The organism is Clostridioides sp. ES-S-0108-01 (genome assembly GCF_020662285.1).
Classification (GTDB): domain Bacteria; phylum Bacillota; class Clostridia; order Peptostreptococcales; family Peptostreptococcaceae; genus Clostridioides.
Genome location: NZ_JADGMN010000006.1, coordinates 1 through 25402 on the forward strand (window position 1 = coordinate 1; position 25402 = coordinate 25402).

Here is a 25402-nt window from a genome sequence, read left to right on the forward strand (position 1 = left end):
AGTTAAGAACGTCAGGAATTGCTTTTATCATTTGTTCGGACTTCCATCCTGCCATCTTTATTCATTGTCTAAGCTCTTTATCTTAGAACTATAGTTTCCTATAGAGTTGGACTATCTCTTTACCCTCGCCTGGTACGTTAGGGTAGTGGATTTCGTGGATATTTCAACTGTTCTAGCTTACTTTATCTAGTCTCTAAACCTTTTTATTATCCCTAATAAAATTGGTAATTGATTAGCATATATAAATTTATACTTAGCTTTCCTATTTTAACCCACTATTTTTTACTATAAATTTCTTTATAGCCGAGCATGTTATATACCCATATAATACATTGCATCCCCTGCATCTTTAGCTGTAAAACTAGTTTCTCTCCCAAGTTGTCTAGCTTTTGCAGTTAAAGCTTCCATTTCCTTTCCTGTTGCTCCACTTACAGCTTGTGTATTCTTCATACTTTGCTCAAAAGTTGCAAATCCTTTTACAGCACTCCCAACACCAATTCCTCCAATTAAAGCTCCTGCGGCAGCTGTCAATTGAGCAAATTTACTAATAGCTCCGCTTACAAAAGAATCTATTTTTCCTGTTAACCCTCCAAGCGCTGAACTAGCTTCATCTCGAATTTTGACTGCTGCTTCATATCTCTTACTCACAAATTCTTGTAATTTATTTTTAGTTCGAGAAATAGTATTTATAGCTTCATCAGCTTGAGATTTTATCTTTATAATAGTATCAGCTTTTAGATTCTGAATCTTAGCTTTTACTTTATCTATTATAGAACTAGACTCATCTTGACCTCTGATTATCACAGGAGGTATAGGCTTAGCAACTTCTTTTATCTTGTTATTAACTTTGTTAACAGTAGAACTCGCATTATCTGTAGCTTTTATCCTTGCTGTAACAGTTTTTCTAGCTTTATTAACATTGTTACTAGCTCTATTGGCTACTGGACTAGCGTTATCTGTAGCTTTTATCCTTGCTGTAACAGTTTTTTTTGCTTTATTCATGTTATTATTAACTCTATTTACAACACTTGAAGCTTTATCTGTAGCTTTTATAGCAGGATTAACTTTTATTCTATTAAGTGTTTGCATCCTTTTTTCAGTTTGCTTCATGTATTTTTCCATTGCACTTAGTTTGCTTTTTGTTTCTCCATCACCTTTTGCACTTATGACAACGTCAATATGGTACATTTCCTTTTTAGCTATTTCCCTCACCTACCTTTCTAAAAATATTTATTTTTTCATAGCTTTATTTTCTTGCTCTATTTCATTTTGAGTAAATACTTTCATTAAGCGTTGAGACATTAAATTTTTCTTAACATAAACATCTGGGGGAACATGATGCTTAACAAAAATGTTATTTAAAACAGTCAGTCGTCCCCCCATTTTTATTAGTTTTTTATATCATCGTCACTTATCTCATCATAAAAACCGGATAATTCTAATATTTGGTCACTTATTTTACTCAATTCTCCTGCTAGGAATTTTCTCTTTATAAATTCTCTAGCATTTGTTACTTTCATAGCTTCAAGTAATTTTTGATTAGAAAAGTTAGGTTTCACAGTCCCTTTTTCTATCAACGCTAGATTAAACTCATCATCATTTAATTTTTCTTCTCTTCGCCCTTGTACCTTTACAATTTTAGTGCAATCTTTTCTTATTTTACTAATCTCCTTTTCTGTTAATGCTTTTAATGTGATTGGTATTCCTAATCTTTCTAAAAACACAGTTCTTTCGGGTACTGGTGAATCCTCCAATAGCTTTGCAATTATTTCATCCTCTTTCATCATCAACCTATCTTCATTTGTTTCTTCTATTTCTTCATCTAAATCATAATCTTCTTTTTCTATTTCCTCATTTTCTAACTCTCTTTTATCAATATCTAACATACTATTCCTCCGATATTTTTAATTTTAAAAAGCTACAAACAAACTTAATTGCTTATAGCTTTAAGTGAAACACTATTTTGTTTTAAAGTTCGTTTAATAAATCATACCCTCTAAAACTTCCCTCTACTTCTATCTTTACAATCTCACCAGCTTTAGAATTTATAAGAGGCAATTTTTTTAATCTACAATTCTTTAATCTAATACTTTCATATCCTAATGTTTCAGAATTAGATAAATTATATATTATTTCAAAAGACCTAAATCCTAATTTTGCAAATCTTGAATCTGTCTTATATCCATTCAAGGAGAATGAACCTTTAGTAGTACCAACCCTTGATATTTCATTTTGACACCCTAACAGTTTAATACTTTGCTCATCTTGCTCAAAATCAGCTTTTATTTCTTCCATGTATAGCTCTTCTGCACCATCAATAAGTATAACTACATCAGAACCATTCAGAAAACTGGCTTCTTCTATATAATCATCATTGTACATAATCTATAACCTCCTTTATCCTAGGTATCCAGTACCATAAATTTTCTTCATTACATCAATCTTGACAGCGTCCCATTTCCAATAAAACTCATCTGCTTTGGCAGTTGCTTGAAGTTCTGTATCTATATCAACATTAAACTCTGATATAATACCTTGACTCATTAATTCTTCAAAATATTTCTTTAATGCACATATAACAGTTGTCTGCCCTGTTGAATCATTAAATATTTTCCCTACAAACTCTTTTCTTTTTAGAGAAGTATCTTTATTTATAGTGTTAATAAACATGATATTAGAGATATATCCCATTGCTTCATTCTTATCATCTGTATACTTCTTAAATGTGTTTACATCATCAACTATAATTACATCTCCATCGTCAAAATCTAAGACCAATGTACCACTTTTCAAACACTCTTTAACTTCTGATTGACTTAATCTTGGTTCTACTTCTTCAAATGTAGTTTTTGCATTACATACACTTCCTGTTATGCCTTTGCTTACTGCTAATGCTCCTATATAAACAGCTACTTCACTAGGTGTATATTTTATTCCCTCATAATAGGCTGAGCTTCCAACGTTAATTATATTTTCATCATTAAAACTTTTTGATTTATCATTAATCTGTTTTATATTATCCTCTTTTTTCCCACCTAAAAATAATAATATATCTTTTCCTAATTCTTTATTCTTAGCCACCCAAGCCTTTGTAGTTTCCTGCAAAGCTTCGTCAGCCACACCATCAAGTACAAAAGAATCAAAACTATATCTCTCAAATTCTTCTAATGCTTTTAAATAAGATTCATTAGTAATAGATGTGCAACCATCATTACCACCCTCAAGTGCTACATTTGCTAAGTTTGCTAATGTTGTATCACTATCAGCTACTTTAGTTGCAATTACATACTCATTATCTAAATTTGAGTTTATTTCTAGTACTATTTCATCTATAGTACCTTTGACTGAACTAGAAAATAGTTGTTTAGTTCCTTCAAAGAAAATAAAATCCTTTTTATCTGAATCCACTAAATTGGATTTTATTGTTACATTAAAATTTCTGCTAGTTGGATACTTAGTTTCTAGCTTAATTACATCTTTTGTAGTATTTTCTGTAGTATCTTTAAGTATTAATGTACCCTTCTTTTGATTTCCATCTACAAGCCTATACAACAATAGTTCCTTTACATTCCCTAGTAAAGCTAGTTTTCCTAATTTGTAAGCTGAATAACTTATATCATCACCAAATAGAGCTTTAAGCTGTTTTAAGTCGTTTTTTATTGTTATTACCTTACCTGCATCTCCCCAATTAGCTTTAACTGGCATTGCTAATCTACCCTTTAAACCTGTGTTTGTAGATTTTTCTGCTTGAGTCTTAAATCTGTTATAAAAACCAGGTATCTCTTTTTTTTCTTTCTCATTCCATGTTCCAGTTGCCATATACTACTTCACCTCTCTTTCTAAGAAATCTTTTATTAATTTCTCAAACTCTACTTTTGTAAGTTCTTCTTTCTTACAATTAAATAAAGCACCTGCCACTACTTCTTTTTTGTAGCCAAGTGCTTCACTATTTTTTAAGAAATCTTCTTTTGAATATTTTTCTTCCTGCTTACTTATATTAGTCTTTTTATTAATTGTTTCAGCCAACTCTCGCACCTCCTATCTTAAGTTTCCGCTATTATAAATCTCATTCATAATAGGTCCTTCTCTTTTTATCTTACCTATCATTTTAAATACTACAGTTAATTGACCATTAGAAAACATGTCTGACTCTCTATCTTCAACTACACTTACAAGAGTTAAATACATGTTTTTATCTTCTCTAAGTCTTACTCTCTTATCTATTATTAGCTTAGTCTCTAATTCTTCAAGAAGCTTAACTATTTCATCTTTATTTTTACTTACCATGTGACATTTCATAGTTTTAGTAATCTCAATCAGATGATAGTTAATCCTTTTACTTTCGACATTCGCAGTTCGCCACAAGCAACATGGTGCTATAAAATTTTTCTTCCAATTATCTTTGTAACTCTCAATTTCTAATAAATCTTTTGTGTACTTAGATAGAGCTTCAACCCATCTATCATTAGTTATATCTTCCTTATCATCTAAAGCTATTACACTAAATCTCAGACACCTTATTATAGCCTCCCAATCTTCATCTATGACGTCTTGACCAACTGCACCCTCATAAATACATGTAAATACCTCGTTAGTAGTATCATCTGTTATAGTTTTAAAATCTAATGTTTCTATAACTTCTTTTGTAAGTTCATCTAGTTTATTAAATGTAGTCCTTTTCTCATATAACCAAATATTTATAGTCCTTCTAAAACCTATAATATTTCCTTCATTGTCAGCATCTTCACCTTGGACAATTACAGCATATGGTTTTATAGTCTTTTTGTTTGCTACAGTTGGTTCATAGCAATCTTTTAATCTTGGTATGTTATCAATTAAGGCTTTTCTTATTCCTGCTCTCATATTATTTACTCCAATGTCCTTCTACTAATTTACCTATTTTAGATATATTCCTACTGACTGTAGACTCTAAAGAATGTGTACCTTTAGTACCAGGATGTTGTACTTGTTTTACAGGATGTGAAGCTCCATTCCAAAATAAAGCTTTAGCATTTCTTGGTTTTATAACATGAGGTGCTGAACCTTCCTCTAAAACAGTTCCATAGTCAACTCCATGCCCTAATCTAACAATGTATTGATTTCCTCCACCTAGACTAGTTCCTGTTATGCCTTGTCTTGCATTCCCTGTCCTATCAGTCCATTTTGCACTATTTTTAGCTTCTCCTTCTAACATAAAAGCTATATTCATACACAAAAGTGGCATTGTAGCCTTTTTCCTATCAATTTCATTTATAGCCTTAGTAAACACACTCATAATAAATCACCTCTAATCTAGCTTTTCAAGACCACATATATAACCACAAACCTGTTCCTCAACTACAACAGGATTTACATAGTTTAATTTCATAGTACCTTCAATACATTTAAAAGTTATCTCATTTTCTGTATTCAATCTTAAATCAGCTTCTTTATCTGCAACCATACCAAAATTTTTATTTTTATAAGCTGTACCAATAGTTTCGCTATTTATTACTGTATCATTAGTTTTTTCAGGATATATAACTACTGTTAGTTCTTTTATTTCATTTGTAATCTCAATAGCTCCATCCACTATTTGTTTAATTTCCTGCTCTATAGTTATTGTTTGAGGATTTAAAGCTATCCCTCGATTAACAGTTTTTATTATCTTATCAGCTCTTAGTTTTCTCATTGACCATCAGCTCTTATCATAGATGTCTTATATCCTGTAATAGTTGTTTCATTCTTTGATTTTTCTTCTAAATAATCAGTTTTATATATATCTGCTAATGATAACCAGTATGAACTATTACTACTTTTAGTTTCTATAGGACCTATTTTAATACAATCATCTGTAGCACCTTTTAATAAACAACCTCTCCATGAAGCTTTTAGGATATTATTATCATTAGATTCAAGAAGTAACTGTAATTGTTCATCTGCAAAGTATGGATACTCTTCTTCTTGTAGATTAAGTTTTAGTTTATCTAAATTGGTAATAGACATGTTTACTCACCATCTTTATTAAGAAGCTCATTATTATTCTTTTCCTCAACTTCTCCTATTACTTCTATATAACCCTTTTCTTCCATGAGTTCTTGGTCAATTTTTCTAATCTCAAACACATCATCTATTTTATAACAGTCATTATCATATTTTAAGTAAACTAAAGCTTTTACTTGCATTAAATTATCTTTCTTTTTAGCCATAATTATCACCCCTTAATTATGCTACTGTAGCAAAGAAACATTCATCAGCACGTTCAAAGCTTGGCATACCTAATTGTGATACCTTAGTTTGAACTGTTACTGGGTCAATTAATCTCATTGTTGTTATAGCAATACCAGTTCTAACAACAGAACAATCTAATTTAGAACCATATACTTTGTCAGCTTCTTCTGGTGTTGTGCCATAATAAGTTTTTCCTAAATCTCCGTCTGGAATAAAAGTTATTTTGTTGTCAGGGAAATAAGATTCCTCACTTTCATCTTCTAATTTATATGTTCCACTTACTATGGCAACAGATAAACCAACTTTATTTTTAAGATAATTTTTAATCATTTCATCAGTTAAGATAACTCTACCATCTTTGTCTATATCCAATTTAATAGCTTTGTTTTTAGCAAAATACCCAAAGGTTTTACTTGTCATTACCATTCGCTTAGGTAACGGCTTCCCTTCATCTCTCATTATTCTCATCCATCTTTGAATATCTCCTATAATATCTGCATCTGGATTATCCCATGTTGCACTTCCAGTTAACACTTCTTTATGATTACTTGGAACTTCAAAGTCAAATACTAAATCTCCATCTTCTGATACTATATTTATTACTCCATCAGCTAGAGCTTGCATTCTCATTCTTTCCATTTGCATATCGCCCCCATCTACAAGAGCTAAATAATTATCATATATTTGTGAAATTATCATTAATAATAGTTCTTTGTTTTGAGCTTTAGAAGCTAAAAGTAACTGTTGTCTATCTTCTTCATTTACAAGAACACTCTCTTTAAAAAATGGCATTCTCTTTGATTTAACTTCTATTTGAGCTTTTAATGCTCTTATTTTTACAGCAACATCAAAGGTACTTTGTTTTAATACTACTGGTTTTTTCTTCGCTCCCTTAATATATTTTAGGTCCATACCTATTTGTTTTTTTCTAGGAAACAAAGATTCGCCTATTAACATTTCTAGTGGTAACTTTTTTATATATTTAGCTATCTCCTTAGAGTCTATAAAGTCTTTCCAATCCATTTTAATTCCTCCTAATATTTATTTTATAAAAACATAATCATTTTCATTGCTTGTTTTGCTTCTTCTGGTATAACTGATGGTAAGGTCTTTTCATCAACAAATCCAAATATTAGTACTGGAATACTTTCATTACCATTTGAATGAGTAAAATCTATATTTCTATATACTAGACCAAAAGCTTTATCATTTGTAACAGTTGTACCATCTACTAATTTTCCATCTTTTGATATTAATGTACCTGCTTTTAAAATTCTTTTTCCATCTACTACAGCTACATCAGTTTTTTTCACTTTAATATTTACATTTTGAAATAAATTTCCTGCAAATTTTAATATGGTTTTATTTTCCCCCATGTAAATCTCAGATTTTTCTATACTCATATATTTTCCTCCTATTCTTCTCCAAAGAATTTCTTTTGAGCTTCTATATTTTCACTTTTTACTTTAGAGTCAGCTAGCAACTCACCTATACTACTTATTTCGTTATCATTATCAAGTAATGATGTTGTTCCTCCTTCTAGTCCTCCAGTTCCTACATTTTCATCATCTCCTTTATTTTTTTCATTATTAAATAAATAAGAATCACTTTGTTGATAAGCTTTTATTTGTTCATCTAATCCAATGATTTTGCCATCTACAAAGTTGATATTTTCCTTATTTATTAATGCTGATAAAGCTTTTGTATTTTTAGGATTATAACTTTCAATAGCTCTTTCAAGAGCTGTATTGAATTTTAAAACCTCAATTTCTTTTTCTGCATTTTCTTTAATTTCTCTATTTGCATTTTTAAGACTTTCAATTTCATCTGATAACTCTTTGTTATCTTTAACTTTGCCTTGTAAGTCATTTAATTGCTTATCTCTATCACCTATTTGCTTTTTATACTCTTTAATCTCTTTATTAGCATTTTCTAGTTCTGTCTTTTCAACATATTTAGGACTTTTGATATTATCTAAAAGAAGCTTATTTTCTTTATCTTTAGATATTTTTTCATAAACTTTTTGTCCTTCTTCATCTCCAAATAACTTTTTAAAATACTCTAGCATTCAATTTCCTCCTTAAAATTAGACATAATAAAAGCACTCATTAATCTTTAATTAATAAGTGCTTACTTTACTTCTGTATTAATTCTTTTAATTTTTCTTTGTATTCAGCATAACTATTATATTCATCATAATTAAAACCAGGTGCATTTTTACCATACTTCTCTTTATATAATCGTCTTAGCTCTAACAATTTTTTATCTTTTCTCATTTCTTCAAGCAATCTAAATCCCTCCTAACAATTCATTAAATATTTTATCCAAATCATTTAAATGTTCTTTAATAAAACTATTTATTTCTTTATTATTTTGATACTTTAGTGTAAATAAATTAGCAAATATTTCTTTCTCTTTATTTCTGTTTTTACTCCAATATTTTTCGCTATGAGTTGCTAATAAATCCTCAAATTCATTATTAGATAATGCTCCTAGTATATCACTAATAAATTCATTATTATACAATTCATTAGAATTAATATATATACTTTGCAAATTTTCAATATTCTTCATAACATATATAGAGCTACTTTCAATAGCTTGTTGGAACTTAATATTATTATAGCTCTTAATTTCTTTTATATCAATTCTATGTGCAAACTCATGAAGTAAAGCAGCTTCTTTATTATATGATTTAAATTCCTTAATATTTGGGTTAATACCAACTAAATCATTCTTAGTATAATATATAAAAGGTATCTTTTGGCTATTATCAATTATTATTTTATTAGGATTTACATACTTATTGACATATTTTTGAACCTGTTTAGGCACTTTCTTCGACTTATTCTTGATTGAATTAGTAATGTTCTTTTTAATTCTATCATCTTTACTATTTGCAGTTATTTTATTCTTTTTACTTCTTTGTTTTTTAATGACTGGAGCACTGTTATTTTGTTGTCTTATTTCATCAAACCAACTATCAAGAATATCATTGTCTCCACCAGTTACCCAATCGTTCATCATTTTAGAAGCTTCATTTATTGGCACTACAACTTGAGTAGGATAACATAAACAATTAGGGTGTGGAATAGGATACTTTTCGGGTGGGAAAACTCCCTCACCTAACCCAAAACGATTTTGTTCTGCATACTCGTCACATTCATCTTCCCCCCTCCACTTTACTTGTCTAATATAATGTTGAGAACTTAGGTTCCATTGCAGACCAACGCAAAATGGATTATTTATTGCATTTTGAACACTTGTTTCCACAAAAGCATGTGTTATAGAGGTTCTAGCAAGTCTTTGGGCTTGATAAGATATACTTTTATTCATTCCAGCTTCTAATGTTTTAGCCTCTGTTTTTCTGACTGGATTAACATAATTATCTAAACTCTTTGCTAAGGTCTTTGCATTAGCACCTCTAGCAACATTAGCTTTTATTAATCTATCAATATCTTTTCTATTTTTATTACTATAACCCCAAATTCTACCATCTAATAACCTTTTATCTTTATAAAAATTACCTGTAACCAGTTTTTCCACTACACTAGTAGTTGCCTTTATGCACATAGCATCACATGCAAGGTTCATAGCTGTATTTGGAACTATTGATTGATAGTAATACATTTGTAATTCTTTAGCTATATTAGAAGCTTCTATTACACTTTTTTCTGCAACAGGTACTAATCTTTGGTTTAACTCATTAATATACCTCTCGATTGATTTATTTAGCTTTTTTAGGTATTTGGTACTTAAATTTAATTCTTTATTCTTAGCAATGTCATTTAAAATAGTTTTACTAGCATCTTTATAGACATTTAATATCTCTAATTGTACTTTTTTATCTAATAATAAAAGTTTTTTTCTAGCCTCTAGAACCTTTTTTGTATAAGCATTGTCCTTCATAACAACACCTCATTACTTGACACTATTATCAGATTCATTGTTTAATTCTTCATCAATATTATCAATTTCTATTTCTGCGTCTTTTCTGAACTGGTCTTGCTCTACTGATTGTATCTTTTCATTATCTTCCAATACTTCATTAAATGCTTCTTCATAATCTTCATCATCACCAAATTCTTTTATATAATTTCTATGGCTTCTAACATTATTGTTCACTTCTTCAAGTGCCAATCTCTTTGAATCTTCTTCATCTTCTGGAATAGGATAATTTTTATTTAATACAATAGAAAATATTAAATCATCCCAATCATGATTCCAATCATCATAACAATTAAATTTACTACATGCTTCAACGATTAGTCTTAACATACTTCTTATTGCAGGTTCCCAATCATTCCACTTTTCCGAACACCTTGCAATAAGTTCCGTATATAAATATTTCAAAGCTTTGGCACTAGGTATATTCTGTAATTGCTCTGGTCTAGGGATTGCAAGTTTTTCGTACATACTATCCTCAAGTCTTTTAAAAAAGGAGTCGACTGGGTCTGCATTTGAAAAACTACTCTCAACTCTATATGCTTGTGCTTGTTTTCCTTTTTCTGAACCTTCTTCAAGTGTTTTTAATGCCATTAAAGCATTTGGAGCAATCTTACAAGCATTAACTGTTTCTTCTGTCGCATCTACTACAACAGTTTGCCCAAACATTAGAAATTTTAAAGAGTCATTAAAATCCGATAATCTTTTATTATAAGTATCTTGTAATGGCTTTAAATCCTCAATATCACTAATACCTGTGATATTTGTAATACTTTGTTCATTAACAATTACCCAACATGGTATTTTAGAAAGCTTGGTATCACTTTCTTTTACTTCAATAGGTTTAGATAAATTATCACCTTTAAATTTTTCTACTCTTAAAAAACAGCTTTCTTGGTTATTAACATTACTTTCTTTCATGTAATAAGTATATCTATACCATATTTGGTTCACTGTTACTTCTTTTATAGTTGAAGCATCAAATCTAACAAATATAACAGATTTTAATTTTGTAATGTCATTACTATCAACTTGATATTTAAAATCATCTATAGAATGATAAAATAGCCTTATAGGTTGATTTGGTTCAGCTTCTAACCTTAACAAAACTCTTTTTGTTATAGTTGCTATCTTAAAAGCTTTTAGTGTGTTGCTCCAAAACTTACTGGCATTTAATATCGAATCAATATATTGCCTTAATTCCTCGCATTCTTCTTTATGTTCTTTTTCATATGCTTTAAGTATTATAGTTGGTTCTTTTCCAAACATAAAACGAGCTTGTTTATTTATAAGTGGTTTTACCTTATTATCTATAATCTGAGAAGGTGTATAATCTAAATTATCAAAAGTAATCCAACTTTGACCTAGAAAATCATCATCTAATAATCCCATTGTTTTATTTCTACATTCACCTAAATAAAACAAGAAATCTCTTTCTGCATGTTTTCTATCTTTTAATTCTTTTTCATCTAAATTAAGCAAGATATTTTTTATACTCACTAAAATACAGCCCCTCCCTTCTTATTATATTGATTTGGTATATTATTTTTCTTCAAGCCTAAGCCTTTATTGTAAATATCATTATTATATTTTAACTCCTTAATATCTGACACTTCATAACCATCAAGTGCATACCATATAGCACTAAATGTATGAGGGTCTATATTAAATTCATCATATATTAAGTTTCCATTTTTATCTGTAGCGTATGTTAGGTTCTTTAACTCTTTTATTGTATGTTTACACTCACTTGAACAATAAATCTTTTTAAATCTCTTAACCTTCTTAGTATTTTGTAGTCTACTTCCAGCATATTTCTTAGCACCAAATATATTAAAACCTTGTTGTCTAAAATATTTTATAGTTTTAGGTTCAGCAGCATCAGCTTTTATTAGTTCTTGAGTATCTTTAAACTCTTTAATATCTTTAACAGTCACATCATCTGTAGTTTGATTCTTATAGTACTCCCAGTAAACATATAAATATTTTTTTTCATGGTCTATAGCTAATCTTAAAAGTGCATTGTATGATTTTTCAAATCCAAAGTCGAATCCAACTTTATAATACCTTTGTGGTATGTTAGATATTTTATTTATAACTTCTTGATGCTCCATAACTTCAAACTGTGGTAATACTTTAGTTCCATTTATACCAAATCTTCCTTTTCTTGCTATTCTGTATAAGTCGTAGTCATATTCTTTCATTTCATCAAGCTGTTCAATATAGCTTTTTGGCAGAAAAAAATTATCATCTGCAACTGAATGATGATAATATGTATTATTCTTTATTACTATTCTATTTTTATATAACACAGTATCATCTAATACAAACCTGTCTTTTTCTTCATCTCTAAAGAAATGTTTATAGGTCCAGTTATCTTCGCCAATTGGATTAGTTGAACAAATTATATGATTAGATAGACTAGGATGTCTCAAACGTCCTAAGAGTTCTTTAAAGCCAGTGTATTTAACTTCTGAACATTCTTCCAACCATATTATAGATACCCCATTTATTGATTTTAATTTGGCTGGATTATCCATGCCTTTAAAAATTATCTTACTCCCATTTGGAAATATAACTCTCATAGGGCTTGTTTTAAATGATAATATATCTCCTAAACCCATACTTTCTGCAACTTCTTCTAATAGAGAAAAACAACTATCTCTCATTGTGTCATATACTTCTCTTACCACTAAAGCTTTCCTTTTTTCTTCAAGAAGCTTAATAATTAATTTAGTTGCTACATGATAACTCTTTGAACTTCCATATCCTCCAACAAGAAAATAAAATTTGTAATCCCAATTGAATATAAAATCATAAAAGTGGTCATTTGATATAAATTTACTTTCCATTTTCTCCACTCGCTTTCATAACTCTTACAGTTATCTCTTTATCTGTATCATCTTTATTCAGGTTATCAACCTCACATTTTAACTTTTCAACTCTATTTTTCTGCTCCTCTGTAGCCAAATTCCAATCCTTATGAATCATTTCATCATACTGCTTAATTAAACTTCTAAGTTCACTCATTGCCCTACTCTGTGCATTAAGAAAAGATGCTTGCCTGTCCCATGCAAATTGAAATTCATACTCTATCTTCTCACCATTTTCTGTGTTTTCATATCTCTTTAATTCTTTAATCATTTCTTCCTTGCCTTTAACATACATTATCTTTTGTGCTCTTATTATCGCTGCATATTGAATTGTTATCTGTTCCCAAAGAATATCAAATTTATCTTTTATAGATATTTCTTGTATTAATTCCCTAGTTTCTTCGGGTAAGTATTTTGAGAAGAAACCAAACTTTTCAGCGTTTTTATTCTCTTTTGGCGCACCATGGCCAACCGAATTTTTATTAGAAAAGGGTGCACCCTTTTTGTTTGTAGGTGCACCCTTCTTTTTTTCCTTTGACCAATCATACCTCTTAACCCATGACTTTAAAGTATTTAGACTAATGTCATATTTTGCTGATATGTCCTTTTGTTTCACACCTTCTAGATAATCCTTTTTTGCATTTTCTTTGACATTTTGCACATCACCACCTCTTTATTTGTTTGTTTTGGGAATAAAAAAGAACTCTTGTTAGAGTTCTAATTTATTATCAAATATTTTAAATATTCTCCTCATAACAATTCCTAAATTTAAAATAAATGTAATAATAATATAATAAAATATAAAGCTATATAAATAAAAAACATATACATTACTTTTGAAATAGCTATTTATAAAACATAACAATATTATTATCAAAGCTTTTAATATCTCATACATTACTGTATAGTAAGTCTCTTTAACTAATACTCTTAAATCTATTTCATTTTGAGGAATTTTTTCATTTTTTACTTGAAAACAAAAATTGGTTAAAAGAGTTAGTGTTGTAAATAACATAGTTAAAAGTATCGAATAAATTACAAGGGTTTTATCCAATATATCATCATTAACTGGAACTAATATAGAAACACCTATAGATATCAAGATAGGGAAAAATATATAGTTAATTAATATTATTAATGGAATTTTCCCCTTAGAGTTTCTAAATATGTTCCAATGGCCTTTAATTATATCTTTAATATTTGAAAAATTAGTTTCGAAACATATGTTCAAGATAACTATAATTGTAAATACTACAAGTATATATATGAAAGAATTCTGTTTAAAATTACTAACAATTGAAACTATAAAATTATACATGGAAACACCTTCTACCTAATCAGTCTCATTTCCTTTAAATAATAATAACATAATGAACTAAGTTCTTTTAATAGCTCACTTTCGTTTATCTGTTGTAATAAGAAAACTTTCTCAGTAATGTCCTCATACATCAATACCTCAGATAACTTGCTAAGGTCAATAGTTCTGTTATTTCTATCATTTCTGATATCTATCTTTATATTATCATATTTGAAATCATCAAACTCTACTATTTTACTAATTTCCTTTGAATCATTAACACATTTTTTCAATTTTGCCCCTATATTGGGTATTACTGGAGATTTTAAAGTATATTCTGATGACTTAAAGCTTCTAACACCTCTATCTTCATCTAAAGCTGAATCATTATTATTATCTTTTGCAAATCCCATAAATGTTATTTTCTTTATATTTATTTTTTCAAATAACCTTTCAATATATTCTTTTGTGGCCAAAGGTTTTATACTTATTCCTAAATTTAAATTTAAATCATTTCTAATATATTCATTTATCTCATTCTGTATGATTGTTTTTATACCTTTCCCACTTATATTTTCAAATAATATAATTCCTCTAGTACTTGCTTTCCCTAAAGGGATGGCTATTTGAAAATAAAAATTCATAACCTCAGCATCATTAATAGTTCTTCTATATTTTTTTTATTACTTTTTATCTCAATAAAATCTGAAACATCTCCATATTTACCACTACTAACTTTTACTGTTACATATTTATAAAGTTCTATTCCATCTTTACAAAAAGTTTTTATTATTCCGTTATTTTCTATTTTAAAAAGCCTTTCTTCTTTTTTTAGGTTTTTATATTTATCTGAGCCTTTAAATAAATCTACCATTAATTCTAGAAAACTTTTATCCTCAGTAATCTTATTTAGATTTTTAAATTTTTTTGACTTATCTTTTTCATCACAATCCAATACTCTTAAACTATAAATTGAAACCCCTACTTTTGCCATAACTTATTCCCCCTAAAAGATATTATTCCTATGTAATTCTAAATTTCTACATTAAAACATAATATCCTCCAATAATCGTTCGACAATTACAGAATAGGCCTTGTTTTTATGCTAAAATTTTACTGAAAGGAGGTGTTAAACTATGAACATGATGCCAGTTTCATCAAGGAGAATTAGAAGTGTTGGTTGGGAAAACAACACTTTATATGTTCAATTTCATAATGGAGTAACTTATGTTTATTTAAATGTAAGTGAAACAGAATATCAAAACTTCTTAAGTTCTCCATCTTTAGGTTCAGAGTTATCAAGACTTGATAAGATACATCCTTATCATAAGCTTTAATTAACAAGAAACGACTAATCTGATAAATTAGTCGTTTTGATGTTTTATTGGTATATACATTTCTGTAGATAATAATTCTATTCCATCTGTTGAAATAACAATACTATTATAAAGAGTATATTTCTTCTTCAAATATTCTAGTATTGGTTCGCATATTTTACTCAGTTCTTCAATTTCTTTTTTCTCCATTATATAATTCTCCTTTTAATTTATTGTATAAAAAAAGACCATCTATAAAGATAGTCATTTAAATCATTTCTATTAATTCCTTAATCTTTTTATATACTTCTTTATAATTCATATCTTTATCTATTAACTTAGGTAACTTCATAGATATAATTCTTTCAAGTGCTTGTATATCAAACAATTCACTTTGATTTAACTCATCTCTTTTTACACCCTTTGGTATACCTAATTTTTTTCTTACAAGTTCAGTAAAATGTTTATAATACATCTGAGGTTTATTACTTCCTTGACCAGTAGCATAATATACAAACTCTTGTATTTCATCTGTAAAATCTTTTCTGACCTTTTTACCTTCTGTTCTTATATCCAGCCATTCTTGATCTTTTTCTGTGGCAATATAGTAACCATGTATTCTAATTTGTTTAAGTGCTTTTGTAACCCACTTCGTAAATAGTTTTGCTTCTGCTTTATTACTTCTAAATGACATATTGTACACAGCTTCTTCTGTAACAAAAGTAGTACCAAAGTTAGGCAATTTCTCTTTAAAGTTTCTAGTGTAGGAATCTCCGACAGTAGACTCATTAAATTTCTTTTTATATTCTCTATCTATATTTCTTAATGTATCACGAATATTTACTATGCCTAGTTCCTCTCCTACGTCATTTGCATTAAACCAAACTTCTTCTCCATTTTTTGACCATATCATCCTTACATTTTTCTCTTGTAAAAGTTTCAACATACTACTACCTCCTAAATTAGTTATTAATAAAGAATATTCAATTTGAACACCCTTATTTTCGCCCCCTCAATATGAGGGATTAAAATTGTATAAAAAAAGACCTAGAAATCACTCTAAGTCATGAATTACTCATTTATCATTCTCCTTATTTACAAAATAAAAAAGACTAAGTTGGGGTAACTTAGCCTTTTTCAAGGGGGAATATATTATACACTTGTTTCATACTACCATTATAACAGGGGTTAAATATCATTAAAATATCATCTTTTTATCATGTATTTATCAAACAGTTAATTTCAAGCCATCTATACCAAATAAATATACTCCAAGTTCTTTTACCATTTCATTAATCCAACGTCTTGATGTAACTACTCCACAATTTAATAGCTCTGCTATCTCTTCATATGTTTTTTCATCACAATAGTAAAGCTCTAAAGCTCTATACTTTTCATAAGAATGTAAACGCTCTTGTCTTAATTTCAAAGTTTTCATTGCTGAGTCTATATGTGCTATCATAATAATAGTTCTTGCTTTACTTTTCTTTATACTTAAAATATACAACTCTTCATTATCAAGTTTACCTAAATCATCCTCTAAATAATCTACATCTTTAGCTTCACTTACCGCTGAGTCTATATGTCTCTTAAAATCATTATAATGCTTCATCAATAATCTAGTATTATATAAAACGCCTTTTTTCCTATCTTCTCTTTCTTCTTTTCTTAACTCTCTTACAATTTCTTTTATACTTTCTTTATCCACTTAAATCACTCCTTCTTGCTCTCTTCGAACAACTTCTACTGCAATACTCAACTTTAGAGTTATCTAACTTATAAAATCTTCTACCACACCAAGCACATCTTACAATTTTACCTGGGCTTATAAGTTCCATCTTTTCTTTTTACTTTCATATTCTCACTCCCCCATATTCTTTTAACTTAGCTTTTACTGCTTTAAGTAATGCACTTTGTCCTTTATCTTTATTCTCTAGAGCTTCCATTACTTGTTCATCTATTGTACCTTTACAGATTAGATGATGGATAATAACAGTTTCCCTTTGACCCTGTCTATAAAGCCTTGCATTAGCTTGTTGGTACAGTTCTAAGCTCCAAGTTAATCCAAACCAAACAATTATACTTCCACCTGATTGTAAATTAAGCCCATGCCCTGTACTTGCTGGATGACAAAATAATAATTGTATTTTGCCATTATTCCAATCATATATATCTTTTGAGTTTTCTATTGTTCTTGGTTTCAAACTCTTAAACTCTTTCATTAAACGATTATAATCATGTTTATAGTTATAAAAAACTATAATAGGCTTACCATTTGAAACATCTATAATTTCTTTTAAAGCTTCTAATTTTTCTCTATGGAGTTCCTTTACATTTTTATCATTATCATAAATTGCTCCATTAGCTAATTGTAAAAGTTTATTTGCTGCTACAGCTGCCGACGAAGCTGTTATTATATCTTTATCTAATTCTAATATCTTCTCCTTTTCTAGTTCTTTGTAATATTTAAGTATTTTCCTATCAAGGTGTATTTCAATTTTATTATCTATTTTTCTAGGCATATTCAAATAATCTTCTGCTTTTAAACTTATACAAATATCTTTTATTTTATTATGTATTGCATTTTCTGCTCCATTTTTAGGTTGCCAACTATATATAGCTCCTGTTTGATAATTTTTTTGTCCTGGTTCAAAGTATCGTTCTTTATATCCTGTAATAGTTTTACCTAGTCTTTCACCTCTATCAAGTAAGTACATCTGTGCCCATAAGTCTATTAAACTATTTGGTGTTGGTGTACCAGTAAGCCCAACTACTCTTTTAGTTAAAGGCAATACTTTCTTTAAACTTTTAAATCGTTGTGCTTTATTTGATTTAAAAGAACTAAGTTCATCTATCACAACCATATCAAATGGCCATTTTCTTTTATAAAAATCCACTATCCAAGATACCATTTCTCTATTTATTATATAAATATCTGAATCTGTACTTAAAGCTCTCACTCTATCTAATTTACTGCCAAGAACTTTAGATACTTTTAGATGCCTTAGATGCTCCCATTTTTTTACTTCACTACTCCAGGTATCTCTTGCAACTCTTAAAGGTGCTATAACTAAAACTTTTGATATATCAAAGTAATCATACATTAATTCATTTATAGCTGTTAAAGTACAAACTGTTTTACCTAATCCCATATCTAATAGTAAACCTATATTATTATTATCTATAGTTTTTCTAATTGTGTATACTTGGTATGGATGTGGTTTAAATTCCATCCCTTAACCTCCTTGATAAAATCCTCTATCTCTTTTAATGTACTTACACACTTAACTTTAAATCCTAACTCTCTTAATTCTCGCATTTTATACTGTTGAAGCTTCCTTAGTTTTTTACCTGGTGCTTTAAGTTCTACAAATATAACATGTCCTTCTGGTAACAAGACAATCCTATCTGGCACACCTGCTTCCCCTGGTGAAATAAACTTCATAGCCTTTCCACCTAACAACTCAATCTCTTTTTTAAGTCTTTTTTCTATTTTTGATTCTAACAAAATATCACTTCCTTAAAATTTAAGTGTCAACAATGTCAACAGATTTTCTATATATATGTATATATACATATTAGGCATGCATATGTATATACATATATGCCTAATATTACTTATACTACTTTATACTTAATTTTTGTTGACATTGTTGACATTAATACCTCAAACATTGTAATTACTGCATCTTAGGTGTCAACATAAGCGTCAACAAAGCCATTTTTTTTGTTGACATTGTTGACACTTTTAAAATTTTCAAATTTACTCTGTTTTTAATTCTGTTGACACTAACATTTACGTACATAAGCTCTCTGCCTACCGTATATTTTCCCAAACCTTAAATTTCCATTATATGATATCCAATCATCTAATCCTTTTAATATATCATTAATTTCTCTTGATAAGATAGGCGTGAGTTGTTTAGGTTCTCCATTAAATAGCTCAACCCATATCTCCATAACACACGTTTTTTCTCTTAATATTGTCCCTTCTTTTAAATCACCAAAATCTGAACCATGAATATATTCTCTCTTTTCTGAAATACTTAAATCATACCAATTCTTAGTAATAGGTTTATTTAGATACTCTTCGATAATTCCAGATTTAGCATTTTCTTCTGAGTGAGTTCTTTGTTGTCTTTCAGCTTCTTTTTTCTCCTCATCTGATAGATATAACTGTTCATTAGCTTTATACAATTCTAATGCTTCTGCCCAAATTTGATTTCTTTCATTATCAAGTTGGCCATTAAATATACTCTTGTTAATCTTATTTACTCCTGTATCTATTGGCCAAAATCTTCTATTACCGGTTTTATCTCTTAAAAATTCTTTATCATTAGTTGTTCCTATAACTACACATTGGCGTAAAAACCTTGATGTTCTCTTCCCATATGCAACCCTATATATATCCTCTGATTTACTTAGAAAATGCTTAACTGCCTCAATATCTGCTTTTTTAGTAGCCATCATTTCACCCATTTCCAGCAACCATACTCCTTGTAATTGTTCATACGCTTCTTTCCCTTGTACAGTAGTTAAACTATCAGAGTACCAGTCTCCACCAAGTTTTTTAATAAAAGTACTTTTTCCTATTCCTTGAGGTCCAGATAAAACCATCATATTATCAAACTTTATTCCTGGATTAAATACTCTTGCTACTGCTGCTACTAAAACTTTTCTTATTATAGTCCTTGTATAGTGGTTATCTTCTGCACCCAAATAGTCAATTAAAAGTGTATCCACTCTCTTAATACAATCCCATTTTAAAGAATTTAAATAATCTTTTATAGGATGGAAAGTATTATTTTCAAAAGCAATTACTAGAGCATCATTTACTTTTGACGGTGATGAGATATTGTAGATTGTTTCTATATGATGTCTAAGCCCAGAATCATCACTATCATTCCAATCATTTAATTTATCATTTTTTCTCCAAGGTAACTTACCTAAAACAACAGCTCTATTTGAAAATTCGTTATAGGCTATTTTTCCTTTTAAATAGGGGTCATTTTCTATAAACATTAAGATATTGTTTGTTGTTTTCTTATAGCTTCCTTTATTGTCATATTCTAACTTAGTTAACCATTCATCATCCTCAAAATCTATATCTCCAAAATCATCCTTTGCCTTATCAATATTTTCTCTACCTATAGTCTTTCGTACTTTAGTGTCACTGCTTGCAAATTCGCTCATTCGAGTAAATGAAGGTAATCTATTTACAGGAGTTTCTGGTTTAGCATCTTCATCAAGTTCACCAAATTTATGTATCCTAACTAAATCAAAAGCATTGCATAAAATTCCACTTGCTGGGTCTGTACCATGATGACTATAGGAAAACTTGTCATCATAAATAACTATTCCACCACTTGTACTACCTTCTGCATATGTATACCTGGTTTCATCAATACCAGGTATATATATTTCATTTAAGAAAGTTTCTATAGCTTCTTTTATACTATAGGACCTGCAGAATGCACCTATAATTCCATCCTTTTCAATAGGGTCTTGTTGCTTTTTTAATTGTGTATTAAACTTTTGTCTCTCTCTTGAACTTTCTGGCCAATAGCTTACATCCGTCCAGTCTAAATATAAATCTAGTATTTCATTCGGGTTTAAAAACTCTCCATCTTGAAATTTAAATATATAGTCTCCATCAATTGAAGTACTGGGAAAATACATAAGTCTATGAGGTTGATATGTAGTATCATCAAACATATCTATTCCTATAGTGTCTGCTATCATCCTGGAAATTGCTTGATATTCTTCTGGTAGTACTGGTCTAGCTAAAGGTATTACAAGTCTATATCTGGGATTATTCTCAGTATGTGAGTGCGTAGAATACATAAGACAAGCATAATCATTTAATAATGTTATATCCTCCCATATATCTTTATTCGCATAATCTATATCTAAAGTTATAATACTTCTATTTGCAATATTCTCTGCTTTTCGTCTTCCATTTTTTAAGCTTCCACCTACAAATCCACCAACATCTTTAACTCTATCTTTTTCAGTCTTTGACATCTTCCTATATTCTGTATATGTTTCTTGAGTTCTTAATGTTTTACTTAATCTATTTACAAGTTCGGACCATAAAATACTTTTATTCTTCCAATGAGTTTCTAACTTACTTTTTCCTATGGCCAGCATGAGTTGGCCATCATGTCTTACATTTATGTGTTCAATTTCACTGGCCTTTACATCCATAAATTAATCACCTAGTCTTTCTTATAATAATCACATTCATATCCATCTGCTTTAAGTGGAAGTCCTTTAGCCCAAGAGATTTCTTTTCCCATAATTCTGTTAACTTCTTCCAAAGAACCATATTTTTTATCTACATCAAGTACAAGTTCATCATGTACATGCATTACAATGTCATAACCTGCATCTTTTACATTAAACATAGCTTCTCTTAGGCAATCTCTAGCTGTAGCTTGAACAATATTTTCAACTAATTTAGGTCCATAGGTATCTATTCTTTTCCATTGTTTACTTGTCTGTTCCATGCCTTCATATGTTATCTTATCCCCACTAAACGTAGTATGAGGTTCTATCTTAGGTCTTAAGTAGGATAATCTTCTACCACTTGGGAGTTCTATAAATAAAACTCCTGGATTATAAATAAATTTAATCCCATGTTGGAGTTTTACTATAGTCCTATCTTTTATGGCTTTTTTAGCTGCCTTATCTACATCCCACCAAAACTTAGTTATATTTGGATTAGCATTTCTCCATGCAGTAACAATAGGTTGAAGTTCTTCTTCCTTAAGCCCCATTTTAATAGCTCCCATAGAAATTAAAGCCCCTACACTCCCACCATATCCATTCGATAATTCTGCTAGCTTTCCTTTTTGTCTAAGTTCAGAACCTTTTTTAATGCTTTCTATTGGAACTTTAAACATCTGACTGGCACTAGCTTCATATATTTTTCCATGAGAATTAAACACATCTAATCTCCACTTCTCACCAGCAAGCCATGCTATAACCCTAGCTTCTATTGCACTAAAATCTGATACTATAAATCTATGACCTTCACTTGGTATAAAAGCTGTCCTTATCAATTGACTTAAGACATCTGGTACACTATCATACAAAAGCTCTATTAAATCAAAGTCACCTTCTTTTAATAAATTTCGAGCTAGGTCTAAATCTTCTATATGATTTTGTGGTAAATTCTGTACTTGTACTAATCTTCCTGCCCATCTACCAGTCCTATTAGCCCCATAAAACTGTAGTAGACCTCTTACTCTATTGTCATTACCTTTAGCTAGTTTCATGGCCTCATACTTCTTTATAGAGGTTTTGGACATTAATTTCCTAAGTTCTAAAATTCTAACTACATTTTCATCATCAACTTGTTTTAATATTTCTGGAATACTTTCTTTTGTTAGGCTTGTAATCTCAAAGCCAACTTTATCACTTAACCATTTTTTTAATTGAGCTGGACTATTTGGATTATTTAGACCAGTTATTTTAATTGCTTCTTTTGTAAGTTTTTCAGTATATCTTTTATCACATTCTATTGCATTCTCTATTAACTCTGTATCCACTTTAATACCAGTATCATTAATTCTCTGGTCTAAATACCATAATTTAATTTCTCTTTCGGTAGTCTTATACTTACTAAGTTTGTTTCTTATTTCTCTTTCAACTACAACATCTTGTTTACAATATTCTTTAAATTTATTCCATTTTTCCATATCATGTATTGGTAAATTTCTAGTTCTTCCCTTGTTAACTTTTGTAGCCTTACAAGGTTTACAGAAATATTGTATTAATGCCTTACCTTCTTTCATTTTCTGTTTATCTTCATTAAACTTTAAAGCCTTAGACACACTATCTAAACTTCCTGGAAGTCCTAGTGTTAATGCTTTTATCATTGTACATGACCACTCATTTGGTTTTAAATTAATATTTAAAAATTTACTTATTGCTGTTCTTTCAAAATTAGCATTAAATGCTGATTTTATAACTTTATTATCATTCAAAGCTTCTATTACTTCTTTTGGTAACTCTTCAGCATTTACTAAATCAATAACTCTTACATCTTCATTATCAAAAGCATAGGCAAATAACAGTATCTCAAAATTAGTAGAGTCTACATATCTGTAGACTCCAACTTTTTTTATATCTAAATCACTATATGTTTCTATATCAATTGATAAGGTCCTCATTAACTTAAGAAGTCCTCTTCTTCATCTTCATATTCAAAGTCATCTGAGAAATCTGCTTCTGCACTAGCTCTAGCTCCTCCAAGTACTTCTCCATCTGCTAACTTTTGAACATTTTGTAAGCCACAACCTATCCCTTTATTTCCTGCACTATTATATGGGAAAAAGTTTATACTAACTCTTCCATAACAACCACTATATACTTCTGTATTATCTAATATTTCATTTAAGTCTTTATCAACTATTCCTGGCTTTTGAGTGCTATTTGCATTTAAAAAATACATTCCTACATATTCCTCTGCTTCATCAGCTCTTTCAGCATCTCCATCACGAAGAGGTGTTTTTAAATTACTTGGTAACTTTCCACCCCATTTAGAAGTTTTACCTTGCTCTTTGGCTACATCAATAGCCTTCTTTATTCTTCCTAAAGTCACCTTATCTGATTTTGGTATTAAAATACAAACTGAATACTTAGGTTCTGCACCTTCCACCATTGCTCTACTTTTAAAGATGTTGCAATAACTTAATCTAACCTTTCCTGTTACTACCTTTGTTGATTGTACTGAATTACTCATAATTTTTCTCCTCCTAATATTTTTATATTTTATAAATAGATATTATCTAAACATAATTCTCTTAAATTCTTTTTTGCAGTGTATACATTATTTTCTACATTTTTTCTTTTATATTTTAATAGTTTAGATATCTGTATAACCTCAAAACCTTCTGCATATAATCTCATTACCTTTTGTTGCTTTTCTGGTAAATAATTAATATAATTAATCACTTTTTTTGAAATATCTGTGTTTATTACTTCATCTTCTATTAGTGTATTGTTGTTAGAAAATAGTTTATAATGTTCTAGCTCTATAGAACTTGCCTCATTTAAAAATGTATGTTTCTTTCTTAACTGACTTTTAATATAAGCATACATTTTGTATCTAATACATTTCTTAAAGTATGCTTTAGGATAAGTCTCTCCTTCTGTCTTCAGATTTTTTATTCCCTCATACAATCCTATATATCCGGATTGAATTAAGTCATCTTTGTCTATATACGTTTTATTTTTATTGTTTTTTAACAATATATTGGTTGTTATCTTTACTTCTTTATCAAACTCTCTTAGTAATGTTTCAAATGCTAATTCATTTCCATTTTTGAATTTTAGTACTAGTTTAATTATTTCTTGATTACTCATAAAATTATATCCCCTTTTAAATCTTTTTAGAGCTACTAGGAATTAAATATTTTTAATTATCCTTCGCTCTTACTGATACAAAGCACACTGGACTAACTTTTATATGTTCTGATATATACACTCTATCAAGATGATTGTCATTCACTTCAAAGAAAGTTGACATCACTTTATCCTTTATTAAACTTTCTCTTTTAAAATCCATCACTATAGCTTTTGCATTTTCTTCAATTGAGTTATACTCTGTAATATTTAGTCTCTTAAGCATGTCTAATAAATTATCTTTTTCATAATCTAAATTTTCTTCAATACTCTTTTTTCTTTCTTTTAAATCTAAAATTGTACTTATACTTTCTTCCAATTTATCTTTTGTAGCTTCATCTAATGACATA

At 29.2% G+C, this 25402-nt stretch carries 33 protein-coding genes; 1 reads left to right on the top strand and 32 read right to left on the bottom strand.

The features are described from left to right. Positions 1 to 312: 312 nt before the first annotated feature. The 21 genes from IR152_RS07255 to IR152_RS07355 form a co-directional block, all read right to left on the bottom strand. Complete coding sequence (locus IR152_RS07255; protein WP_227451122.1) at positions 313 to 1212, bottom strand: hypothetical protein; 900 nt, start codon at positions 1210 to 1212, stop codon at positions 313 to 315. Positions 1213 to 1230: 18 nt separating this feature from the next. Continuing rightward, a complete protein-coding gene (locus IR152_RS07260; RefSeq protein WP_016056327.1) occupies positions 1231 to 1383 on the bottom strand; it encodes a hypothetical protein in 153 nt (50 codons plus the stop codon). 5 nt (positions 1384 to 1388) lie between these two features. Beyond that, positions 1389 to 1886, bottom strand: a complete 498-nt coding sequence (locus IR152_RS07265; protein ID WP_227451123.1) for a phage tail assembly chaperone — start codon at positions 1884 to 1886, stop codon at positions 1389 to 1391. An 82-nt stretch (positions 1887 to 1968) separates the two neighbouring features. Continuing rightward, positions 1969 to 2382, bottom strand: coding sequence for a phage tail tube protein (locus IR152_RS07270; protein ID WP_227451124.1), 414 nt, complete (start codon positions 2380 to 2382; stop codon positions 1969 to 1971). A gap of 15 nt (positions 2383 to 2397) precedes the next feature. Then, positions 2398 to 3819 carry a phage tail sheath subtilisin-like domain-containing protein gene (locus tag IR152_RS07275; RefSeq protein WP_227451125.1) on the bottom strand — a complete coding sequence of 474 codons (1422 nt, stop codon included), beginning with the start codon at positions 3817 to 3819 and terminating at the stop codon, positions 2398 to 2400. Positions 3820 to 3822: 3 nt separating this feature from the next. Then, positions 3823 to 4026, bottom strand: coding sequence for a hypothetical protein (locus IR152_RS07280; protein ID WP_227451126.1), 204 nt, complete (start codon positions 4024 to 4026; stop codon positions 3823 to 3825). A 12-nt stretch (positions 4027 to 4038) separates the two neighbouring features. Next, a complete protein-coding gene (locus IR152_RS07285; protein ID WP_227451127.1) occupies positions 4039 to 4863 on the bottom strand; it encodes a hypothetical protein in 825 nt (274 codons plus the stop codon). 1 nt (position 4864) lies between these two features. Beyond that, positions 4865 to 5275 carry a hypothetical protein gene (locus tag IR152_RS07290; protein WP_227451128.1) on the bottom strand — a complete coding sequence of 137 codons (411 nt, stop codon included), beginning with the start codon at positions 5273 to 5275 and terminating at the stop codon, positions 4865 to 4867. Positions 5276 to 5287: 12 nt separating this feature from the next. Continuing rightward, positions 5288 to 5671, bottom strand: a complete 384-nt coding sequence (locus tag IR152_RS07295; protein WP_227451129.1) for a hypothetical protein — start codon at positions 5669 to 5671, stop codon at positions 5288 to 5290. Further along, positions 5668 to 5985: a hypothetical protein gene (locus IR152_RS07300; RefSeq protein WP_227451130.1), complete on the bottom strand. Its 318-nt coding sequence runs from the start codon at positions 5983 to 5985 to the stop codon at positions 5668 to 5670. Before IR152_RS07300 ends, IR152_RS07295 begins: the two co-directional genes overlap by 4 nt. Before the next feature lie 2 nt (positions 5986 to 5987). Next, positions 5988 to 6188 (bottom strand): hypothetical protein, encoded by a 201-nt coding sequence (locus IR152_RS07305; protein WP_227451131.1) that lies wholly within the window; start codon positions 6186 to 6188, stop codon positions 5988 to 5990. Positions 6189 to 6204: 16 nt separating this feature from the next. Next, the gene (locus IR152_RS07310) at positions 6205 to 7233 is read right to left on the bottom strand and encodes a major capsid protein (protein ID WP_095915392.1); all 1029 of its coding nucleotides are present in this window, start codon (positions 7231 to 7233) and stop codon (positions 6205 to 6207) included. A gap of 23 nt (positions 7234 to 7256) precedes the next feature. Continuing rightward, positions 7257 to 7613 (bottom strand): hypothetical protein, encoded by a 357-nt coding sequence (locus IR152_RS07315; protein WP_095915393.1) that lies wholly within the window; start codon positions 7611 to 7613, stop codon positions 7257 to 7259. Positions 7614 to 7624: 11 nt separating this feature from the next. After that, positions 7625 to 8278, bottom strand: a complete 654-nt coding sequence (locus tag IR152_RS07320) for a phage scaffolding protein (protein WP_227451132.1) — start codon at positions 8276 to 8278, stop codon at positions 7625 to 7627. A gap of 67 nt (positions 8279 to 8345) precedes the next feature. Then, positions 8346 to 8498, bottom strand: coding sequence for a hypothetical protein (locus IR152_RS07325; protein WP_021370617.1), 153 nt, complete (start codon positions 8496 to 8498; stop codon positions 8346 to 8348). Position 8499: 1 nt separating this feature from the next. Then, positions 8500 to 10119, bottom strand: coding sequence for a hypothetical protein (locus IR152_RS07330; protein ID WP_227451133.1), 1620 nt, complete (start codon positions 10117 to 10119; stop codon positions 8500 to 8502). A 12-nt stretch (positions 10120 to 10131) separates the two neighbouring features. Next, positions 10132 to 11655 carry a phage portal protein gene (locus IR152_RS07335; RefSeq protein ID WP_227451134.1) on the bottom strand — a complete coding sequence of 508 codons (1524 nt, stop codon included), beginning with the start codon at positions 11653 to 11655 and terminating at the stop codon, positions 10132 to 10134. Then, positions 11655 to 13007: a PBSX family phage terminase large subunit gene (locus IR152_RS07340; RefSeq protein ID WP_227451135.1), complete on the bottom strand. Its 1353-nt coding sequence runs from the start codon at positions 13005 to 13007 to the stop codon at positions 11655 to 11657. Before IR152_RS07340 ends, IR152_RS07335 begins: the two co-directional genes overlap by 1 nt. Continuing rightward, on the bottom strand, positions 12997 to 13689 hold the full coding sequence (gene terS, locus IR152_RS07345; RefSeq protein ID WP_227451136.1) for a phage terminase small subunit: 693 nt from the start codon (positions 13687 to 13689) through the stop codon (positions 12997 to 12999). The genes IR152_RS07340 and terS overlap by 11 nt, the downstream gene beginning before the upstream one ends. A gap of 668 nt (positions 13690 to 14357) precedes the next feature. Continuing rightward, positions 14358 to 14969 (bottom strand): hypothetical protein, encoded by a 612-nt coding sequence (locus IR152_RS07350; RefSeq protein ID WP_227451137.1) that lies wholly within the window; start codon positions 14967 to 14969, stop codon positions 14358 to 14360. Further along, on the bottom strand, positions 14966 to 15319 hold the full coding sequence (locus tag IR152_RS07355; protein WP_227451138.1) for a hypothetical protein: 354 nt from the start codon (positions 15317 to 15319) through the stop codon (positions 14966 to 14968). Before IR152_RS07355 ends, IR152_RS07350 begins: the two co-directional genes overlap by 4 nt. 142 nt (positions 15320 to 15461) lie before the next feature. Between IR152_RS07355 and IR152_RS07360 the strand changes: the two genes are divergently transcribed. Next, entirely contained in the window at positions 15462 to 15662 is a 201-nt protein-coding gene (locus IR152_RS07360) for a KTSC domain-containing protein (protein WP_227451139.1), read from the top strand. A gap of 27 nt (positions 15663 to 15689) precedes the next feature. On the opposite strand, the gene IR152_RS07365 is transcribed toward IR152_RS07360, so the two are convergent. From IR152_RS07365 to IR152_RS07415, 11 genes are all read right to left on the bottom strand, one after another. Next, positions 15690 to 15851: a hypothetical protein gene (locus IR152_RS07365; RefSeq protein ID WP_227451140.1), complete on the bottom strand. Its 162-nt coding sequence runs from the start codon at positions 15849 to 15851 to the stop codon at positions 15690 to 15692. Between the two features lie 58 nt (positions 15852 to 15909). Next, entirely contained in the window at positions 15910 to 16587 is a 678-nt protein-coding gene (locus IR152_RS07370; RefSeq protein WP_227451141.1) for a Bro-N domain-containing protein, read from the bottom strand. Between the two features lie 282 nt (positions 16588 to 16869). Then, the gene (locus tag IR152_RS20275; RefSeq protein WP_227451142.1) at positions 16870 to 17349 is read right to left on the bottom strand and encodes a sigma-70 region 4 domain-containing protein; all 480 of its coding nucleotides are present in this window, start codon (positions 17347 to 17349) and stop codon (positions 16870 to 16872) included. Beyond that, entirely contained in the window at positions 17342 to 17479 is a 138-nt protein-coding gene (locus IR152_RS07380; RefSeq protein WP_165487342.1) for a hypothetical protein, read from the bottom strand. The genes IR152_RS20275 and IR152_RS07380 overlap by 8 nt, the downstream gene beginning before the upstream one ends. Before the next feature lie 15 nt (positions 17480 to 17494). Then, the gene (locus IR152_RS07385; protein ID WP_227451143.1) at positions 17495 to 18874 is read right to left on the bottom strand and encodes an SNF2-related protein; all 1380 of its coding nucleotides are present in this window, start codon (positions 18872 to 18874) and stop codon (positions 17495 to 17497) included. Next, positions 18823 to 19149 carry a VRR-NUC domain-containing protein gene (locus IR152_RS07390; RefSeq protein ID WP_227451144.1) on the bottom strand — a complete coding sequence of 109 codons (327 nt, stop codon included), beginning with the start codon at positions 19147 to 19149 and terminating at the stop codon, positions 18823 to 18825. The genes IR152_RS07385 and IR152_RS07390 overlap by 52 nt, the downstream gene beginning before the upstream one ends. 281 nt (positions 19150 to 19430) lie before the next feature. Continuing rightward, positions 19431 to 21848 carry a virulence-associated E family protein gene (locus IR152_RS07395; RefSeq protein ID WP_227451145.1) on the bottom strand — a complete coding sequence of 806 codons (2418 nt, stop codon included), beginning with the start codon at positions 21846 to 21848 and terminating at the stop codon, positions 19431 to 19433. Between the two features lie 11 nt (positions 21849 to 21859). Continuing rightward, positions 21860 to 23818: a DNA polymerase gene (locus IR152_RS07400; protein ID WP_227451146.1), complete on the bottom strand. Its 1959-nt coding sequence runs from the start codon at positions 23816 to 23818 to the stop codon at positions 21860 to 21862. Then, on the bottom strand, positions 23818 to 24390 hold the full coding sequence (locus IR152_RS07405; protein WP_227451147.1) for a DUF2815 family protein: 573 nt from the start codon (positions 24388 to 24390) through the stop codon (positions 23818 to 23820). The genes IR152_RS07400 and IR152_RS07405 overlap by 1 nt, the downstream gene beginning before the upstream one ends. Before the next feature lie 29 nt (positions 24391 to 24419). Next, positions 24420 to 25013 (bottom strand): RNA polymerase sigma factor, encoded by a 594-nt coding sequence (locus IR152_RS07410; RefSeq protein ID WP_227451148.1) that lies wholly within the window; start codon positions 25011 to 25013, stop codon positions 24420 to 24422. A 52-nt stretch (positions 25014 to 25065) separates the two neighbouring features. Beyond that, the gene (locus IR152_RS07415; RefSeq protein WP_227451149.1) at positions 25066 to 25401 is read right to left on the bottom strand and encodes a hypothetical protein; all 336 of its coding nucleotides are present in this window, start codon (positions 25399 to 25401) and stop codon (positions 25066 to 25068) included. Position 25402: the final 1 nt, after the last annotated feature.

Excerpts from the sequence above, each read along its gene's own strand:
- IR152_RS07400 (WP_227451146.1), bottom strand. The coding sequence starts at position 23,818 with ATGAGGACCTTATCAATTGATATAGAAACATATAGTGATTTAGATATA.
- IR152_RS07350 (WP_227451137.1), bottom strand. The coding sequence starts at position 14,969 with ATGAATTTTTATTTTCAAATAGCCATCCCTTTAGGGAAAGCAAGTACT.
- IR152_RS07290 (WP_227451128.1), bottom strand. The coding sequence starts at position 5,275 with ATGAGTGTGTTTACTAAGGCTATAAATGAAATTGATAGGAAAAAGGCT.
- IR152_RS07285 (WP_227451127.1), bottom strand. The coding sequence starts at position 4,863 with ATGAGAGCAGGAATAAGAAAAGCCTTAATTGATAACATACCAAGATTA.
- IR152_RS07385 (WP_227451143.1), bottom strand. The coding sequence starts at position 18,874 with ATGGAATTTAAACCACATCCATACCAAGTATACACAATTAGAAAAACT.
- IR152_RS07360 (WP_227451139.1), top strand. The coding sequence starts at position 15,462 with ATGAACATGATGCCAGTTTCATCAAGGAGAATTAGAAGTGTTGGTTGG.
- IR152_RS07410 (WP_227451148.1), bottom strand. The coding sequence starts at position 25,013 with ATGAGTAATCAAGAAATAATTAAACTAGTACTAAAATTCAAAAATGGA.
- IR152_RS07370 (WP_227451141.1), bottom strand. The coding sequence starts at position 16,587 with ATGTTGAAACTTTTACAAGAGAAAAATGTAAGGATGATATGGTCAAAA.
- IR152_RS07275 (WP_227451125.1), bottom strand. The coding sequence starts at position 3,819 with ATGGCAACTGGAACATGGAATGAGAAAGAAAAAAAAGAGATACCTGGT.
- IR152_RS07295 (WP_227451129.1), bottom strand. The coding sequence starts at position 5,671 with ATGAGAAAACTAAGAGCTGATAAGATAATAAAAACTGTTAATCGAGGG.
- IR152_RS07405 (WP_227451147.1), bottom strand. The coding sequence starts at position 24,390 with ATGAGTAATTCAGTACAATCAACAAAGGTAGTAACAGGAAAGGTTAGA.
- IR152_RS07310 (WP_095915392.1), bottom strand. The coding sequence starts at position 7,233 with ATGGATTGGAAAGACTTTATAGACTCTAAGGAGATAGCTAAATATATA.
- IR152_RS07305 (WP_227451131.1), bottom strand. The coding sequence starts at position 6,188 with ATGGCTAAAAAGAAAGATAATTTAATGCAAGTAAAAGCTTTAGTTTAC.
- IR152_RS07330 (WP_227451133.1), bottom strand. The coding sequence starts at position 10,119 with ATGAAGGACAATGCTTATACAAAAAAGGTTCTAGAGGCTAGAAAAAAA.
- IR152_RS07340 (WP_227451135.1), bottom strand. The coding sequence starts at position 13,007 with ATGGAAAGTAAATTTATATCAAATGACCACTTTTATGATTTTATATTC.
- IR152_RS07395 (WP_227451145.1), bottom strand. The coding sequence starts at position 21,848 with ATGGATGTAAAGGCCAGTGAAATTGAACACATAAATGTAAGACATGAT.
- IR152_RS07320 (WP_227451132.1), bottom strand. The coding sequence starts at position 8,278 with ATGCTAGAGTATTTTAAAAAGTTATTTGGAGATGAAGAAGGACAAAAA.
- IR152_RS07265 (WP_227451123.1), bottom strand. The coding sequence starts at position 1,886 with ATGTTAGATATTGATAAAAGAGAGTTAGAAAATGAGGAAATAGAAAAA.
- IR152_RS07270 (WP_227451124.1), bottom strand. The coding sequence starts at position 2,382 with ATGTACAATGATGATTATATAGAAGAAGCCAGTTTTCTGAATGGTTCT.
- IR152_RS07415 (WP_227451149.1), bottom strand. The coding sequence starts at position 25,401 with ATGTCATTAGATGAAGCTACAAAAGATAAATTGGAAGAAAGTATAAGT.
- IR152_RS07380 (WP_165487342.1), bottom strand. The coding sequence starts at position 17,479 with ATGGAACTTATAAGCCCAGGTAAAATTGTAAGATGTGCTTGGTGTGGT.
- IR152_RS07315 (WP_095915393.1), bottom strand. The coding sequence starts at position 7,613 with ATGAGTATAGAAAAATCTGAGATTTACATGGGGGAAAATAAAACCATA.
- IR152_RS07355 (WP_227451138.1), bottom strand. The coding sequence starts at position 15,319 with ATGGCAAAAGTAGGGGTTTCAATTTATAGTTTAAGAGTATTGGATTGT.
- IR152_RS07365 (WP_227451140.1), bottom strand. The coding sequence starts at position 15,851 with ATGGAGAAAAAAGAAATTGAAGAACTGAGTAAAATATGCGAACCAATA.
- IR152_RS07260 (WP_016056327.1), bottom strand. The coding sequence starts at position 1,383 with ATGGGGGGACGACTGACTGTTTTAAATAACATTTTTGTTAAGCATCAT.
- IR152_RS07300 (WP_227451130.1), bottom strand. The coding sequence starts at position 5,985 with ATGTCTATTACCAATTTAGATAAACTAAAACTTAATCTACAAGAAGAA.